Annotated in this window: 12 protein-coding genes and 3 pseudogenes; 14 read left to right on the top strand and 1 reads right to left on the bottom strand. The window is 55.4% G+C overall.

Annotated elements, in window-relative coordinates; genetic code table 11:
• The first annotated feature begins 71 nt into the window (after nucleotides 1–71).
• From ENN66_01655 to uvrA, 5 genes and pseudogenes are all read left to right on the top strand, one after another.
• A pseudogene (locus ENN66_01655) lies at nucleotides 72–2,765 on the top strand (DEAD/DEAH box helicase).
• Between the two features lie 11 nt (nucleotides 2,766–2,776).
• Nucleotides 2,777–3,862: a hypothetical protein gene (locus tag ENN66_01660; GenBank protein ID HDS15328.1), complete on the top strand. Its 1,086-nt coding sequence runs from the start codon at nucleotides 2,777–2,779 to the stop codon at nucleotides 3,860–3,862.
• Nucleotides 3,859–3,936 (top strand): annotated as a pseudogene (locus tag ENN66_01665) (ADP-ribosylglycohydrolase family protein). The gene ENN66_01660 and the pseudogene ENN66_01665 overlap by 4 nt, the downstream one beginning before the upstream one ends.
• A 196-nt stretch (nucleotides 3,937–4,132) precedes the next feature.
• Nucleotides 4,133–4,757: pseudogene (locus tag ENN66_01670) on the top strand (transposase).
• Nucleotides 4,758–4,833: 76 nt separating this feature from the next.
• Nucleotides 4,834–7,701 (top strand): excinuclease ABC subunit UvrA, encoded by a 2,868-nt coding sequence (gene uvrA / locus ENN66_01675; protein HDS15329.1) that lies wholly within the window; start codon nucleotides 4,834–4,836, stop codon nucleotides 7,699–7,701.
• Here the strand turns inward: uvrA and ENN66_01680 are convergent.
• Complete coding sequence (locus tag ENN66_01680; GenBank protein ID HDS15330.1) at nucleotides 7,649–8,290, bottom strand: redox-sensing transcriptional repressor Rex; 642 nt, start codon at nucleotides 8,288–8,290, stop codon at nucleotides 7,649–7,651. The genes uvrA and ENN66_01680 overlap by 53 nt on opposite strands.
• A gap of 425 nt (nucleotides 8,291–8,715) precedes the next feature.
• Between ENN66_01680 and proB the strand changes: the two genes are divergently transcribed.
• The 9 genes from proB to ENN66_01725 all read left to right on the top strand — a co-directional run bounded on the left by proB (nucleotide 8,716) and on the right by ENN66_01725 (nucleotide 17,198).
• Nucleotides 8,716–9,843: a glutamate 5-kinase gene (gene proB / locus ENN66_01685; GenBank protein ID HDS15331.1), complete on the top strand. Its 1,128-nt coding sequence runs from the start codon at nucleotides 8,716–8,718 to the stop codon at nucleotides 9,841–9,843.
• An 87-nt stretch (nucleotides 9,844–9,930) separates the two neighbouring features.
• On the top strand, nucleotides 9,931–11,187 hold the full coding sequence (locus tag ENN66_01690; protein HDS15332.1) for a glutamate-5-semialdehyde dehydrogenase: 1,257 nt from the start codon (nucleotides 9,931–9,933) through the stop codon (nucleotides 11,185–11,187).
• A complete protein-coding gene (gene nadD / locus ENN66_01695) occupies nucleotides 11,162–11,839 on the top strand; it encodes a nicotinate (nicotinamide) nucleotide adenylyltransferase (protein HDS15333.1) in 678 nt (225 codons plus the stop codon). Before ENN66_01690 ends, nadD begins: the two co-directional genes overlap by 26 nt.
• Complete coding sequence (gene rsfS, locus ENN66_01700; GenBank protein ID HDS15334.1) at nucleotides 11,832–12,221, top strand: ribosome silencing factor; 390 nt, start codon at nucleotides 11,832–11,834, stop codon at nucleotides 12,219–12,221. Before nadD ends, rsfS begins: the two co-directional genes overlap by 8 nt.
• Nucleotides 12,221–12,694: a 23S rRNA (pseudouridine(1915)-N(3))-methyltransferase RlmH gene (locus ENN66_01705; protein HDS15335.1), complete on the top strand. Its 474-nt coding sequence runs from the start codon at nucleotides 12,221–12,223 to the stop codon at nucleotides 12,692–12,694. Before rsfS ends, ENN66_01705 begins: the two co-directional genes overlap by 1 nt.
• A 66-nt stretch (nucleotides 12,695–12,760) precedes the next feature.
• Nucleotides 12,761–14,083 (top strand): tetratricopeptide repeat protein, encoded by a 1,323-nt coding sequence (locus tag ENN66_01710; protein ID HDS15336.1) that lies wholly within the window; start codon nucleotides 12,761–12,763, stop codon nucleotides 14,081–14,083.
• Nucleotides 14,049–15,617 carry a 2,3-bisphosphoglycerate-independent phosphoglycerate mutase gene (locus ENN66_01715; protein HDS15337.1) on the top strand — a complete coding sequence of 523 codons (1,569 nt, stop codon included), beginning with the start codon at nucleotides 14,049–14,051 and terminating at the stop codon, nucleotides 15,615–15,617. Before ENN66_01710 ends, ENN66_01715 begins: the two co-directional genes overlap by 35 nt.
• 1 nt (nucleotide 15,618) lies before the next feature.
• Nucleotides 15,619–16,335 carry a ComF family protein gene (locus tag ENN66_01720; protein HDS15338.1) on the top strand — a complete coding sequence of 239 codons (717 nt, stop codon included), beginning with the start codon at nucleotides 15,619–15,621 and terminating at the stop codon, nucleotides 16,333–16,335.
• 173 nt (nucleotides 16,336–16,508) lie between these two features.
• A complete protein-coding gene (locus ENN66_01725; GenBank protein ID HDS15339.1) occupies nucleotides 16,509–17,198 on the top strand; it encodes a hypothetical protein in 690 nt (229 codons plus the stop codon).
• Nucleotides 17,199–17,246 lie beyond the last annotated feature (48 nt).

Genomic DNA, 17,246 nt, shown 5'->3' on the forward strand with positions numbered 1-17,246 from the left:
AATTGAATATTACCGATCAGATGGAACTGGCCCAGGCCGAAGAAAGAATCAGCAAGCAAAAAGCCCGGCAGATGTTTGAGCTGACGATAAATCGCAGCGGTTGTCTTGATAGTCGAGAAACGGTTCAGGAAGAACCATACGCAACGGAACTTGCAGCTAAATTAGGGCAGGGGGTAAAAGAGGATGGAATCTGCGGGGCGCTGTTGGCGCTTGCGGCCTTTGCTAAAACCCAGGGATTGCCTCCGGCAATGCTGTTCTGGCGTGATTTCGCCGCGGAAATCCTGAATCGCATCTGCCATACGCCGGAGAACGCTGCATTTATTGATGAGATTGAACCGTTAACTAAAACCCAGGCCGCCGTCTACAGATTGTCACTGCCGCCGATGACCGGAGCGGAATATGTAACTGAAGCCACTTTTATCGACATCTGGAACGGCTTCAGCGCTTATCTGGGTCAAGCGGTTGCCAAAGCCGGTTCGCTGGCGGTTTTTCTTGAAAGCCGGGCCCCGCGCTGGCGGCAGGTCGGCCGGGTCTGTTTTCATCTGGCGGAAAACAAGGGTGATGGTGAGTATCCATTCGCCTTTCTGGCGACCTACGCCTCCGGCCTTGGCAAGGCCGATAAACTGCGTTTTCTGCCGATCAGCCAGGCCCTGACTGAATATGCCGGTACGAAAAACAAAAAAGCCCTGTTGCATTTGCTGGTGCTGGTCAGCAATGCCGCCAAACAAAGCGAGCTGATCAAAGACTTGCTCGAATCCGGTGAGATTTACCACCCCTATCCGCTTACCGACGGCGAAGCCTATACTTTTTTGCAAGAAATTCCCCTGTATGAAGAAAGCGGCCTGCTGGTTTGCATGCCGGACTGGTGGCGCAAACGTCCCAGAGTTCAGGCCCGGGTCAACCTCGGCGCTAAGGTACCGGGGCGTTTTACCGCGGACACCATGCTTGATTTTAATGTCAACGCCGCCATCGGTGACGAAGAGCTTTCCGCGGAGGAGCTGAAAGCCCTGCTGGCGGCGGGCAGCGGCCTGCGTTTTGTCAAAGGCCAATGGGTTGAGGTGGACGCGGCAAAACTCAACCAGGTATTGACGCACTGGCAGCAGGTCCAGGCGCAGGCGGGGGATGGAATTTCCCTGGTCGAGGGCCTGCGGCTGTTGGCCGGGGCCGCGCTCAATATGAAAGGCGGTAAAGAAAACGAAACCGTTCATGAGTGGTCTTTTATCGCGCTGGCCGCAGGCTTCAAGGAACTCATCGAAACCCTGCGGGCGCCGGCTAACGCCCGGGCGGTTTCTCCCGGGAAACTGCTGCAAGCCACCCTGCGCCCCTATCAACAACAGGGGCTTGCCTGGCTTAACTTTCTGGCGGAAGTCGGCCTGGGGGCCTGCCTGGCCGACGACATGGGGCTGGGTAAAACTATTCAGGTCATTGCTTTACTGCTCATCCGGCAAAAGCAGAAAAAATCCTCAACCCAGCCTGCGCTGTTGGTGGTTCCCGACTCGCTGTTAGGCAACTGGCAAAGTGAAATCGAACGCTTTGCGCCCAGTCTGCAATGTCTTTACCTGCATCGTGCCATGATGGACGACAAAAGTTTTGCCTCCATGCCGGATGATCAACAGGCGAAATTTAAGGATGCAGACGTCGTTTTGACCACTTACGCCATGTTTTCGCGGCAGCCGTATCTCAGCGACTATCAATGGAATCTGGCCGTCATTGATGAAGCCCAGGCGATCAAAAATCCCGGCAGTAAACAGACCATCAACATCAAGAAAATCAAAGCCCGCGCCCGGATCGCTCTGACCGGAACCCCGGTTGAAAACCGGCTCGGAGACTTGTGGAGTCTGTTTGATTTTATCAATCCGGGTCTGCTTGGCAGCGCCAAAGTCTTTCAGCATTTTGTCAACAACCTGGAAACCCGTCGGCGCGATCAATACAAACCCTTACGCGCCTTGACCGCTCCCTACATCCTGCGGCGGCTCAAAACCGACAAGTCGATAATCTCCGATCTGCCGGACAAAACCGAAGTTACCGCGTATTGCCGGCTGACGAAAAAACAGGCGGTACTTTACGAGCAAAACGTTAAAGACCTGGCTGCGGCGCTGGCTCAGGAAGCTGAGGGGCTGCAGCGCAAGGGCATGGTGCTTTCCTCCCTGATGCGCTTTAAACAGATCTGCAACCACCCTTCCCAGCTGCTCGGCGACGGTCTCTTTACCCCTGGAGACAGCGGTAAATTCGAGCGCTTAAAGGAGATCTGCGAGGAGATCGCCGCACGTCAGGACAAGGTTTTGATTTTCAGCTAGTACCGCGAAATGACCGAACCGCTCAATGATTTTCTCAGTTCGGTCTTTGCCTGTGAGGGACTGGTGCTGCACGGCGCTACCACAATCAAAAAGCGTCGGCAGATGGTGAACGCTTTTCAGGATGAACACGGCCCGCCCTTTTTTGTGATTTCGCTTAAAGCCGGCGGTACCGGCCTGAACCTGACCGCGGCCAGTCACGTCATTCATTTCGACCGCTGGTGGAACCCCGCGGTTGAAAACCAGGCCACCGACCGGGCGTTTCGGATCGGACAAAATAAGAATGTGCTGGTGCATAAATTTGTCTGTCCCGGCACCCTGGAAGAGAAAATCGACGAACTTATCAGGGAGAAAGATCGGCTGGCCGTCGATGTCCTTGATGGCTCGGGGGCGGAAACCTCGTTCACGGAAATAAGCAGTGAGGAAATCATGAAAATGGTAACGCTGGATATCAACAAGGCAATGGCGTAAGGAATTTTACTATGTCGCGCTATGGCGGATGGGCTCCCTATGTTCCGGTGGCGGTAAGAAGAGCAAACGCAATCAAAAAGATGGCGGCCAAACGTAAAAAGGGCCTGGTCGTTGAAGGGATAGAGGCATGCAAAGGCAGGAAAATCGCCGGAACTTTCTGGGGTTCGAGCTGGTGTGAACATCTCGAGGCCTTCCGTGACTTTGCCAATCGCCTGCCCCGCGGTAAAACCTGTTTGCGTAACGGCTCCGTAGTTCATCTGGGCATCAGTAAAGGCGAGGTCGAGGCTTATGTCGCGGGCAGCGGCCTCCATAAGGTTGAAATTAAAATCTCAACCCTGCCCAAATACAAATGGGCTGCCATCAAACGCAAATGCACCGGCCGGATTTCTTCGCTGGTAGAACTCCTGCAGGGACGTTTTTCCGATGAGGTAATGGCGGTGGTTACCAACCCTGGCCACGGCCTGTTTCCGCTTAAAGGTGAGATCTCCTTTGTCTGTAGTTGCCCTGACTCGGCCGGTATCTGCAAACATGTGGCGGCAGTTTTCTATGGTATCGGTAAACGGCTTGATGCCCGGCCGGAGCTGCTTTTTAAATTGCGCGGTGTCGATTCCGGAGAGCTGGTCGATGCCGAGGCTCTGGCGTCGGCAACCAGCGGGGCGGTGGTCGAGGCCACGTCATCACGCCGTGGTGCCAGCCGCCGGCGGCTGGATAATAGCTCACTGGGCGATATTTTCGGGGTTGAGATTGACGAAACAGCGGCTAAGCCTGAGAATCTGACCGGAAAAACCACTAGAAAAACCACCAGAGCAGCCGCCAACAAACCAGTAGAAAAACCGGCAGAAAAATCGGCCCCTGCAGTTGGTAAAACCCGGCCGCCAGACCCGGCCGGACACCTGACCAGTAATCGTCTTGCCGCAGGCCGTCGGCAAATGAAGCTCAGCGTTGCGGCCTTTGCCGAAAAAGTCGGAGTGACCGCGGCCACCGTTTACAATTGGGAAAGAAAACCCGGCCAATTGACCATCCGGGATGGGAAAACCGAGAAAAGGTTAATCTCTCTGTTAAAAAACGTGGCCTGGCCGGCGGTGACTCCAGCATGATTGGAGCCATGGCCGGTGATATTATCGGATCGGTTTATGAGCGGCGACCGGTCAAGAGCAAGGATCTTCCGTTGATGTTTCATGTCAGGGTTCGGTGCCGGAGGCGATCATCGCTTTTTTTGATTCTCAGTCGTATGACCTGCCTTCCCGGAAATTATAACGATGAAAATGAGATAAACAACTAAAATTTAAGAGAATAAACGCAATTTTCCCTTGCAATATTCATCGTTATACTTTGTATTGTTATAACGAGAAAAGGAGGAATTGCAAATGGTTGCCATTGTGTATCAGATAAATCAAAAAACTGGCGTTACATATGCGTATGAATCGATTTCTTGCTGGGACAAAGTCAAGCAGCAGTCCCGGGCCAAGCGCAAATGTCTTGGTAGGGTAGATCCCGAGACAAAAGAGATCATTCCCACCCTCAAACGAAAGGCTCCGATTTCTGAAAAAACCAGAAGAAGGCCGGTTTTTATTGCAAAGGCAGCCCGAAGCTTTTACGGGGCCACTTACCTGTTCGATCGTCTCGGGGAAGATATGGGGGTTGTCAATGATCTACAAAGCTGCTTTCCAGACAGCCGCCGCCAGATCCTGTCCCCGGCCTACTACCTGATCATGGAGGATAAAAACTCTCTGCGTCGCTTTCCCCGCAGGGCTACCGCCCTTCGCCATCCTCATGGCGAAGTCATATTCTCCCAGAGAAGCAGTGAATTATTTGTCCGCCATCTCTGAAGATGCCGGACAAAAGTTCTTCCACCTTCAAGGCCAACGCCGGGTGGAAAAGGAATATCCGGCCTATGACACTACCTCCGTATCCAGTTATTCAAGATGCCTGAGACAGGTCTGCTACGGCAGAAACAAGGACCATGATCCACTGCCGCAAATCAACCTGGCCCCCTACAATAGCTCGGGAATTCAGGAGATTAGCTGCCTGATCCGACTCAGAAAGTTGAGCAAGGAATATTATTATCATGTTAGATGGTAAAGATGAAATCGTAATCAGGGGGGCGCGAGAGCATAACCTCAAGAATATTTCCCTGACTCTGCCCAAGCACCGCCTCGTGGTGATTACCGGAGTCAGCGGCTCAGGGAAATCATCCCTGGCTTTTGACACGATTTACGCCGAGGGCCAGCGGCGTTACGTTGAATCCCTGTCGTCCTATGCCCGGCAGTTTCTGCAGCTCATGGAAAAACCTGATGTCGATGAAATCACAGGCCTTTCCCCGGCAATTTCGATCGAGCAGAAGAGGGTTTCCCATAACCCCCGGTCAACCGTCGGGACGGTCACGGAAATTTATGATTATCTGCGTCTGCTCTACGCTCGGGTCGGGGAAATCTATTGTCCCGGTTGCGGCCGGCCGATTAGCTCGCAGTCGGTCGACCAGATCGCCGATCTGATTGAAAACCTGCCCGTCGGGACCAAACTGTTGATCATGGCTCCCATGGTGCGGCGGCGCAAGGGAGAATTTAAGAAACTTTTCGTCGAGCTTCAGAGTCAGGGTTTTTTGCGGATTGAGGTTGATGGTGAGGTCTATCGCCTGGATTCCCCCCCGGAACTGGATCTCAAACGTTTTCATGATATCTCGCTGGTGATTGATCGCCTGGTGGTCGATTCCGAAAACCGCGCCCGTCTGGTTGATTCGCTGGAACTAGCCATGGATAAGGCTGAAGATCTGGTGGCGGTGCAGGTGGTTGACGGCCGGCGTCTGCTTTTTTCCCGGCGTCTGGCTTGCGCGGAATGCGGTATCAGCTTCGCCGAGCTTTCTCCGCGCCTGTTTTCCTTTAATAATCCGCATGGGGCTTGTCCGGCCTGCGGAGGTCTCGGTCGCGATCTGACTTTTGATGCCGACCTGATTGTTCCCAACCCCGCTTTGAGTCTGGCGGCCGGAGCGATAGCTCCCTGGCGGCGTTCGCTTTCGTTTTATGTAAGCGAGGTGCTGGAACCGCTGGCCAAACATTATGATTTTTCACTGTCCCGGCCCTTTGCCGAGCTTCCGGAGAAGATCAAAGAGATTCTGCTGCATGGTTCCGGCCAGGAAAAGATTCCCGGTTTGCTTGTCGAAGGGCGCTATCACCAGTCGTCTCGACGGTGTTACGAGGGCGTGGTGCCGAGTCTGAAGAGGCGTTACGAAAAGGCCGATGGTGAAAATGACGGTGAACTTCTGCGCTATCTTTCGGCCAAGCCCTGTCCGCTTTGTCACGGCAGTCGTCTGCGTTCCGAAAGTCTTCAGGTCAAGCTCGGAGGGCTTGATATCTATGAACTGACCTGTCTATCCTTGCCTCGGGCGCAGGATTTTTTACAGAAACTGGAGCTTTCTCCGGCGCGTCGGGCCATCGCCCGGCGGATTCTGGCGGAACTTTTCTCCCGGCTTAAGTTTCTGCTCGATGTCGGTCTCGACTATCTTACCCTGGAGCGGAGCAGTGCTTCCCTTTCCGGTGGCGAGTCGCAGCGGATTCGTCTGGCCAGTCAGATCGGTTCGGGTCTGACCGGGGTTCTCTATGTTCTGGATGAACCCAGTATCGGTCTGCATCAGCGTGATAACCGGCGCTTGCTCGAAGCCCTGTTGCGGCTGCGGGATCTGGGCAATTCCGTGGTCGTAGTGGAGCATGATCAGGAAACCATCCTGGCGGCCGACCAGGTGATCGACATGGGGCCAGGAGCCGGGCGTCTGGGAGGGGAAGTGGTGGCTCAGGGTAGCCCCGGGGAAATTCTGGCCGGGGATTCTCTGACCGGACTTTATCTTTCCGGACGGCGCAACATCGAGATTCCGGTGCGGCGCCGGCCCGATTCGAAACGGCAAATCGTTATCAGGGGGGCTCGGCGGCATAATCTGCAGGAAATCGACGTGGCTTTTCCTCTGGGACTGCTGCTCTGTGTGACCGGAGTTTCCGGTTCCGGCAAAAGCAGTCTAGTTAATGAGACCCTGTTTCCCGCTTTACATAATCATCTTTATGACGAGCGTTTCCCCGGGGGCGCCTATCACAGTATTGAAGGGCTCGAGTTGTTGGATAAGGTGATTAATATCGATCAAAGTCCGATTGGCCGGACACCTCGTTCCAATCCGGCGACCTATACCGGAGTTTTTACCCCGATTCGGGAGCTTTTTTCGGGACTGCCCACGGCGCGAGCCCGAGGTTATAAACCGGGCCGCTTCAGTTTCAATGTCAAGGGTGGACGGTGCGAGGTGTGCAAGGGGGATGGCTCGACCCGGGTCGAAATGCACTTTCTGCCGGATATCTTTGTTAAATGCGACGCTTGTGGTGGTCGGCGTTTCAGCCGGGAGGTCCTGGAGGTTCGTTATAAAGGAGCGAATATTTCCGAGGTGCTGGCGATGACGGTTAATCAGGCGGCTGAATTTTTTGCCGCGGTGCCCAAGGTGGAACACAAACTTCAGGTGCTGCGGGATGTCGGGCTCGGTTATATCACCCTGGGGCAGGCGGCGGTGACCCTTTCGGGGGGCGAGGCGCAGCGGGTGAAACTGGCCAAGGAACTCTCGCGAAGATCTACCGGGAGAACCCTGTATCTGCTGGATGAACCCACGACCGGACTTCATTTTGACGATGTCCGGCAGCTGCTCACGGTTCTGCGGCGCCTGGTGGATGAAGGTAATTCGGTCCTGGTTATCGAGCATAACCTTGATGTGATCAAGGCCGCCGACTATCTGATTGATCTCGGTCCGGACGGCGGCAGCGGCGGCGGGAGGTTGGTCGCCTGCGGTCCGCCTGAGGAGGTGGCCCGAGTCGAGGCTTCGGCCACCGGCCGTTGCCTGCGGGAAATCCTTCCGCTCAATGTCTCTTCCGGGTCAGCAGATACGCCAGGTTGTCAAGTTCACTCGTAATCGAAACGTTGCGCAGGACAATTTTCTCCGGAACTTTGACCTTGATCGGAGCGAAATTGAGAAGGCCCTTGATGCCGCCGGCGACCAGCTGGTCGGCAACGGCCTGGGCGCTTTCGGCCGGGGTCGTGATGATGCCGATGGTAATTTTTTCCCGGCTGACGGTTTTCTCGATGTCTATAGTCGGCAGAATGGTGACCCCTTCCACGATTTCACTGCCGATCTTGTTGAGGTCGCTGTCGAAAGCCGCGATGATACGAAAGCCGTGTTTGCGAAAAAACGCAAAATTGAGCAGGGCCTGGCCCAATTTCCCGACTCCGACAACTGTGCTGGGCCAGTTGTGATTGAGACCCAGAATATCCTTGATTTCATCTTCCAGTTTCTTGGTGTCGTAACCGACGCCGCGCACGCCGAACTCACCAAAATAGGACAGATCCTTGCGGATCTGGGCCGGGCTGACCTGGCAGGATTCACCCAGCATTTCTGAAGAAATCACGGGGTTGTTTTCCGCCCCGAGTCTTTCCAGACAGTTGATATAGGTGGAGAGGCGCTTAATCGTGGCCTCCGGAATCTTGTTTTCCTTGGTCTTCATGCTCTCGCCCTTTGTTATCGTTTCCGTTCCATAAAATCACGTCGTTGAACAGATCATTTTAACTGTATATTTTACAGCCGTGTGGGGGTTATCACATTGTCGTTGTATCTTCAAGTTCTATTTTAAGGATCAGCCTTGTCCGCAAGATATTTTTTGACAACTTTGTTTTTTTCCACTAGATAACCGGGGCCGGGTTCTGATTTTAATTGCGGGCCCCGGCCCCGCAATTTCGAGGCGGCCTCGCCGCCCGCAAAGCCGAGCTCGCGTCAGGCCGTTTTCTGGTTCTTCAAAATAAGGATGATCTGTTCGGGACGAAGATAATTGGTTGGGGATGAAACGGCGCGGCGTCGGGGCCGAGTGGTTTTTTGAAGCCGGATAACCAGATTATTGAAAATACTTTTGAGGCATTGTCGGCGCTGTTTTTTATGGAAACCACCCGTCATCAGAATCTTTGCAACGTCAAACTTGTCGTCGTTAAACTCGGCAGCGCCGTTCTGACCGAGAAGGGGCGCTTGAACGACCCTTTTTTTATCCGTTTCGCCGAAGAAATTGCGGTTCTGCGGAAGCGGGGCTACCGGTTTGTCGTGGTTACCTCGGGGGCGGTTGCGGCCGGCCTCGAAGCCCTTGGTTTCAGCGTGCCCCCGACGAAGATTCCAGAAAAACAGGCCTGCGCCGCCATCGGCCAGTTGCGCTTGATGCGCCGGTACGAGAAGGCGTTTGCAGATCATGAGATCGTCGTCGCTCAGATACTTTTGACCGCAGATGACATTCGTAACCGCCGGCGCTATCTTAATGCCAGAAATACCTTGAAAACCCTGCTTGAAGCCCAGGTTTTGCCTTTGGTCAACGAGAACGACACGGTGGTCGTGCGCGAAATAAAATTCGGGGACAACGACAACCTGGCCGCACTTCTGACTTCGCTGGCCGAGGTTGATTTACTCCTGTTGCTGACCGATCTTGACGGGGTTTATAATTGTGATCCCAAGACTGATGGTAACGCCTGTCTGGTCTCCCGCATCGACGAGGTTGATGAAGAGGTCACGGGTTTTGTCGGAGCTTCAAAAAGCGCGGTTGGGACCGGAGGCATGATGAGTAAACTGGAAGCGGCCCGCAAGGCCGCGGCGTACGGCATCCCGACCGTGATCGCCAATGGCCGTCGGCCCGGGGTTATGGCCCGGATTTTGGCGGGAGACGATGAAGGCACGTTGTTTCTGCCGCGGGTCAATCGTCTCAGTTGTCGTCAGCACTGGCTTGCCTTCGCGGTTGAGCCCCGAGGGCGGCTGATTCTGGACCGGGGCGCGGTCCGGGCCTTGCTGGAACAGGGGACGAGCCTGCTGCCTTCCGGGATTAAGCTGGTCGAGGGTGATTTCGGGGTCGGGGATCCGGTTTCCTGTCTCGATCCTGAGGCTAAGGAAATCGCCCGCGGGCTCGTGACCTACAGCGCGGTCGATATTCGCAAGATCGCCGGCCGCCACTCACGCGAAATTTTTGCCTGTCTTGGTTATGACGCCGGCTCCGAAGTTATTCATCGTGATAACCTGGCGCTCTTGTAATCTTTTAAAAAAAGTTAACTCCGGCAAGGTTGTGATGAACTTTTCGGATGGTTGTTCGGAAAGGTCCGGAAGGTAAGGTGAAAGATGATGGATTTAGCTCAGGCAATTAAACAGCTGGCCCGGCAGACCAAGGCCGCTGCGCGGGTGCTGGCCTCCGCCTCGACGGTGGAAAAAGACAAGGCCCTGCGGGCTATGGCCCGCGCCCTGCGCGCACAAAAGGCCTTTCTTCAGGAGCAAAATCAGCTTGATCTGGAAGGCGCCCGGGCCCATGGGTTGAGCCCGGCGATGCTTGATCGTCTGACCTTGAGTGACCCGGTGATTGAAGGTATGGCGGTCGGACTGGAGGAGGTCGCGGCTTTTCCCGATCCGGTGGGTGAGATCGTTCGCATGTGGCGGCGGCCCAATCAACTGCTCGTCGGGAAAATGAGGATTCCGTTGGGGGTGGTCGGCATGATTTATGAGTCTCGCCCCAATGTCACGGCGGATGCCACCGGACTCTGTCTTAAGTCCGGTAACGGCGTTATCCTGCGAGGAGGCTCAGAAGCCTTCAATTCCAACCTGGCGGTGCTCAGGGTTCTGCACGAAGCCTTGCGCGGTACCGCGATTCCGCCGGAAGCGATTCAGGTTGTCCCGTTTGTTGAACGGCAGGCCATCAATCATCTTCTGGAATGCGAGGAGGAGATTGATTTGATCATTCCCCGGGGAGGTGAGGGGCTGATTCGTTTTGTCGTCGAACATTCCCGGATTCCGGTGATTAAGCATTACAAAGGCGTTTGCCATATTTATGTCGATGCCGGCGCCGATCTGGAAATGGCCCGAAAAATCGTGGTCAATGCCAAGGTGCAGCGGCCCGGGGTCTGTAATGCCGCGGAAACTATTCTGGTACACAAGGAGGTTGCGGCCGCTTTTCTGCCGCTGATGGTCGCCGATCTCAAAGCCGAGCAGGTTGAGATTAGGGGCTGTCCGAAAACCCTGGCCCTGGTTTCCGATCTGGTTCCGGCCGAGGAGGCCGACTGGGGCGCCGAATATCTTGCTCTTGTGGTGGCCGTGCGGGTGGTCGATGATTTTGAGGAGGCGCTTGCCCATATCGCCGTATACGCTTCCGATCATACGGAAACCATCATTACTTCAGACTATCAGCGTTCCCAGGAGTTCTTGCGCCGGGTTAATTCCTCGGTGGTCATGATTAACGCCTCGACGCGGTTTTCCGATGGCGGCCAGATGGGCCTGGGCGCTGAAATAGGTATCAGCACCACCCGACTGCACGCCTACGGGCCGATGGGGCTTGAGGGCTTGACGACTACTAAATATATCATTTATGGCAGCGGTCAAATCAGAGAATAAACGAATCGGGATCTTTGGGGGAACCTATAACCCGGTTCATCATGGTCACTTGCGGGCCGCGGAAGAGGTGCGCCAGGCCTTCGTCCTGGATAAGGTCTACCTGGTTCCTTCAGGGCGTCCGCCGCATAAAATCGATGCCGGGGTGGCTTCGGCCGAGGAACGTCTGGCCATGGTGCGGCGTGCGCGGCGCGGCAATCCTTTTCTTGCCTGCAGCGCTTTTGAATGCCGTCGTGGTGAAACTTCCTATTCGGTGGCGACAATTGAGTATTTTCAGCGCCGTTTCCCTGCGGCCGAGCTTTTTTTTATCATCGGCTGGGATGCCTGGAACGAAATCGGAACCTGGTACGCTTTTCCCGGCTTTTTCGCGCAGGCTAATTTTGTTGTTATCTCCCGGCAGGGCCGGCAGCCCTGGCTTGAGGCCGGTCGGGACGCACTTTTTCCGTTTGCGCTGGAGAACGAATTTTGCTATGAGAAGGAGTCCACTTATCGGCATGTCTCGGGCCGCGGGCTTTATTTCATGGAGGTTACCAGACTGGATATTTCTTCCAGTCTGGTTCGCGGCGAAGCCGCAGCCGGAAGGTCTTTGCGCTATCTGGTGCCGGCGGCGGTGGCCAGTTACATTTTAAAAAACAGGATATATTTTGATGACTGATGAACGGGGCGGTGCTTTTTCAGGTGGTGACGACAAAATTTCTTTGATCAGGCGTTTTTTGGAGGAGAAAAAAGCCGAAGACCTGGTGGTACTGAATTTAAAGAGGCTTTCCTCGGTAACCGATACCCTGGTGATTGCCGGCGGCAGTTCGGACCGGCAGGTGCAGGCCATCAGTGAACATCTGGCCCAGGAAATGAAAAAACTGGGTTACCATCTTCTGGGTAACGAGGGCCTGCAGGGTGGTCGCTGGGCCTTGCTGGATTATGGTGACGTGATTGTGCATGTCTTTTACAATGAGCTGCGGCGGCATTATGATCTCGAAGGTCTCTGGCGTGACGCCCCGGTAATTGTCGATCAACGCCGGGAGGAAGTCCGGCCTTAATGCGTTTGCTGCTGTTGCTGGCCGGCAAAACCAGGCATGCGGCTTATCAGCAGGAAATGGCTGAGTATCAGCGCCGTTTAAATCGCTATCTGCCCTGTGAAATCAGGGAGTTTAAAGAGGAAAAACCGGGTCGGTCTGAGACCCCGGCGGCTTATCGCCGGCGGCAGGCGCCGCGGTTGTTGGAGGAGTTCAGAAAACCGGCCGGCTTGAAACTGTTGCTGGATGAACGCGGGCCTCGGCGCGACAGTCTTGAATTCTCTGCTTTTCTGGAGCAGGCGCTGGCTGGCGGTCAGCAGCAGCTGGTTTTCTTTTGCGGCGGTCCTTTTGGTTATGACCCGAGTTTACGTCGGGAGGCGGATTACCTGATTTCCCTGTCTCCCTTGACCTTTCCGCATGAACTGGCTCGTCTTTTACTCTGCGAGCAGCTGTATCGGGCGCTGACGATTATCAGGAATGAACCTTATCATTACTGATAATTTCGCAATAAATTACCTTGACGTGCATTCAACCTCGGGCCTTTTGTTTTCAGGTGCTGTTTTATGATTTACCGAATAATTCTTTTCGGCGGTTTGCTGGTGCTTCTCGGAGCCGCGTATCTGATCTACCTGAATCCCACTGAAACCTCCATCGCCCTGACGCATGGTTTCAGCATTGACGGGACCATGCCCTTTTTTCTGCTATTGGCAATAGTTGCCGGGGCTTTCGCCAGTGGCATATTCTTTTCCCTGTTGGCGGTCCGCCGTCAGATCAGCATTTTTTTTCTCGCCCGGCGCCTGCGGCGGATTGAAAATGCCCGTCAGGCTCTGCTTGAAGGCGTGGAAGCCGGTTTCAAGGGGGAAATCAAAAAAGCGACGGCCAGTTTTAATCGGGCGCTCAGACTGGATGGTAAAAATATCGAGACGGTTCTGGCCCTGGCGCGTCTGTATCTGCGTGAACGCCGGCCGGAAGCGGCACTGCGGACCCTGGATCAGGCGATTGAGTACAGTCCTGAAGATCCGCGTCTGCATTGGTACCGGATTCAGGCCCTGCAAAAACTGGATGACCCCCTGCGGGTGACCAATCATCTGTTGTTTATGAAGGCCCGTTATCCTCGCAACCGGGCGCTGATGGGCATGCTGGTTGGGCAGTTTTACGCCCGCGGCTACTGGCGGGAAGCCCTGGAAACCTGGCAGGAAATCAGCAAGGAAGAAGCCAAGGGCAGCGAGGAAAAACAAACAGCGCTTTCCGGAATCGCCAACTGCGCCTATGAACTGGCCCGGAGTCAATGGCTGGCCCGCCTTCCGGAGGAGGCCGCCGCCACGTTGAAGATTGTTTTCGAGCAGGATCGCGATCATCTCGCCGCCTACCTGCTCAAGGCGGAGATGGAGAGCAAGAAGGGCGAGGCTCTGAATGTTTTGAAGAGCGGCTTTCGCCGCAAGCCAAATGCCGTTTTTCTCCTTGAGTGTGAACGCTTGCAGCTTGAGGATGATCTCGAAAACAGTACGGAAAAAATTTTGAAGTTCTACCGCAAGGTTCTATCCCGCAATCCTGAGTACCGACCCGCACGCTGGCTCTATGCCCGTTTCTGTCTTGAACATCAGAAATACGACGAAGCCGAGGTCGCGGCCAAGAGATTGCGCGAAAGCGGTTTTACCGGCCCTCTGCTTGAAGTGCTGCTGGGCGAACTGGCCTGCCGCAGGGAACATCGTCTGCACGAGGCCGTGGATCATTTCAAAAAGGCGCTGGGCTGCGTCGAGCGCCTGCAGCCGGTTTTCGGTTGTGAGGTCTGTGGCCGTCTGTCGCCGGACTGGAAATACCGTTGTCCGCATTGCGGCACCTATAACAGTTATGACCTTTCGGAAAGGATCTGCTCCTTTGGCTGAACAACCTGTTGCCTTGATTATTCTGGATGGTTGGGGTCTGGCCCCGGCCGGACCCGGAAATGCCATCAGTCAGGCCTCGACCCCGGTGTTTGATCGCCTGCTTAACGAATGTCCGTGGACGACGCTGGGGGCCAGCGGTCTGGATGTCGGTCTGCCGGCCGGTCAGATGGGAAATTCCGAGGTCGGCCATACCAATATCGGAGCCGGTCGGATTGTCTATCAGGAACTGACTCGTATCGGTCTCGCGCTGGCGAATGGTTCGCTGGCCGGCAATGAGGCCTTGCAGCGTGCTTTTCTGGCGGCGGCCGCAAACGGCCGGGCTTTGCATCTGCTGGGGCTTCTGTCGACCGGCGGGGTGCACAGTCATCAGGATCATCTGGAGGCCCTGTTGCGCCTGGCGGCGGAGCGCGGCCTGCAACGGATTTATGTCCATGTTTTTCTGGATGGTCGCGACACGCCGCCGGACAGTGGGCTGAGCTATGTCAGACGCCTGGAGCTTTTTCTGGAAAAACTCGGGGTCGGGCGTATCGCCAGTGTCGGCGGGCGCTTTTATGGCATGGATCGGGACCGGCGTTGGGAGCGAGTCGAACGTCACTGGCGGACACTGGTTCTGGGTCAGGGCGAGCGTTTCCACAAGGCTTCCGCCGGGGTCGAAGCCTCATATGCCGCCGGGGTTATGGATGAATTTGTCGAGCCTTTTCCGGTGCTGGGTGCAGATTCGGAACCGGCTCTGTTGCAAACCGGAGACGGTGTGATTTTCTTCAATTTCCGGGGCGACCGGGCCCGGGAGATCACCATGGCCCTGACCAGGGATGAGTTTGCGGATTTCGCACGGCCTGTTTATCCCCGTCTGGGAGCCTATGTCTGCCTGACCGAATATGACGCCGAATTCGGTTTGCCGGTGGTTTTTCCTCCGGTGGATCTGGTCGATGTGCTCGGGCAGGTGATCGCCGATCAAGGGCTGCGCCAGCTGCGGATCGCCGAGACCGAAAAATATGCGCATGTCACCTTTTTCTTTAACGGTGGTCGCGAAGCGCCGTTTCCCGGAGAGGAGCGCTGTCTGGTGCCATCACCGCGTGAGGTCAGAACCTATGATCTCAAGCCGGAGATGAGCGCCATGACCATCGCCTCCGAGCTTTGCCGCCTGCTGGATAAACAGGTTTACGATCTGATCGTGCTTAATTTCGCCAACTGCGACATGGTTGGCCATACCGGCATTATCAAAGCCGCGGTCAAAGCCTGTGAAGCGGTGGATCAGGCTCTGGGGCTGATCCTGGAAAAATTCACCAAACTCGGTATCTCCGCCCTGATCACCGCCGATCATGGTAACGCCGAGGTCATGCTGGATGCCACGGGACGGCCGGTGACGGCTCATTCCCTGAGTCCGGTGCCGTTGATTCTGTTTGCTCCGGATGATCACGGTCGCTTGCGTTCGGGTGGGGTTCTGGCCGATATCGCTCCCACCCTGCTGCAGGTCATGGGCCTGGATAAACCGGCCGCCATGACCGGTTCCAGTCTTCTGTCCGGAGACTGAATTGTCTCTTTTCGGCGCCGGTCTGCTGGATCTTCTTTTTCCCCGGCGCTGTCTTTCTTGTTTGGTTTTTCTTGACCATCCCCTGAGCCGCCCGCGGGCCGCGCCCGCTCTGGAAAATTTTCTCTGTCCGGCCTGTCGGGAGCAGCTTCCGCCGGTTTTTGTGCCCCGAATAGAAAATTTTTCCAGCGCCCTCGATCAGGTTTTTTCTCTTTACCCTTATACCGGTCTTCTGGAGAAGCTTATTCCGGCCTGGAAATACCAAGGTCGGGCGGAATTCTTTCCGCTGGTTGAGATTCTTCTGGCCCGGGTTCTGGAGATTGCGTCAATCAGACAGACGAAGATTGATCTTTTCACCTCAGTTCCGCTCTCGCCCCGTTCTTTCCGCCGCCGGGGCTTCAATCAGGCCCATTTTATCGCGGCCGGAACGGCCCGACTGCTGGCCGGCGGCAGGGCCCGGCCCTTGTTACGTAAGGTCGTGGAAACTCCGCAACAGGTTTCCCTCGACCGGATTGCCCGGCGGCAAAACCTGCAAGCCGACAGTTTTCAGGTCTGCCGTCCGGCCGCGATCGCGGGCCGCCGGATTCTGCTTTGTGATGATGTCATGACCACCGGCTCGACCCTGAACGCCGCCGCGTTGGCCTTGCGGGCCGGCGGGGCGGTCTCGGTCTCGGCTCTGACCCTGGCCCGGGTGGTGTCGGACAGAAAGAAAGTGCGGTAGAAGGTTTACGCGCCGGAAACGTAACGGCTCCGTCACGGAAACCTTCTGCTATACGGTTGACAAAGTGAGCGCTGGCGGTAAAATCATACTTTCTTCCGATTGTGAAAGTTTGTCCCGGCGGCTATGCTGTAAATGAATGCGGGTAAAGAGAGGTCGGGTAAGAGGAGGAGGTTATGTTTAAATCACTTAAAAAAACCGGTTGGCTGGTGGCCGTGGTTCTGCTGGCGGGAGCTTTTTACGGTGCCGGTTCGGTGTTGGCCTATAATTACGACTTCACGGGTAGGGTGCTGTACGATAGCCGGAAGAACAGTAATTCCTTTGCGCCCGGTTTCAATGATTCTTTTCAAGCGGTGCTCACGGATGGAAGCCTGACGTTTACCAGCCCGACGGCGGGAACGGAGTATGGTGATTTCGGCAGCTTGGTTCAGGGTTATTTCACCCAGGGTGGGACTGATGTTTTTTTTGCCTACAGTCAGGTTGAGGCTGCGACTTCACGGATGGGGCTGATCTGGTGGTCCGCACCCCGTAATTTCTCGATAAACAACAATTTCTTTACTTCCGTCTACGGTTTGGCCTTTTATCTGGAAGGCCCCCTGCAATACACCCCGGCCCAGTTGATTGCCATGCGGCTGCAGGAATATCTGGCTTCCGGTTATCTTGCGGGAATCTTCGATCAAAACTACAATCCGCATTTTACAGGCTGCAATCTGGCTTCCGGTGCCGCTTTTTTAGGCCTTCTCGAAAGCCCGTTTATTCCGGAACCGGTTGCGGCCGTACCCCTGCCGGGGGCGATTTGGTTGTTTGGCGGTGGCCTGAGCCTGTTACTGGGTTGTCGCGGACGGAAAAGTGCAAGGAAGGGGTGACACGCTGATCATAAAAGAGGGCCTGTAAAGCATTTTGTGTAAACGGTC

Source organism: Pseudomonadota bacterium (genome assembly GCA_011049115.1).
GTDB lineage: Bacteria > Desulfobacterota > Anaeroferrophillalia > Anaeroferrophillales > Tharpellaceae > DSCM01.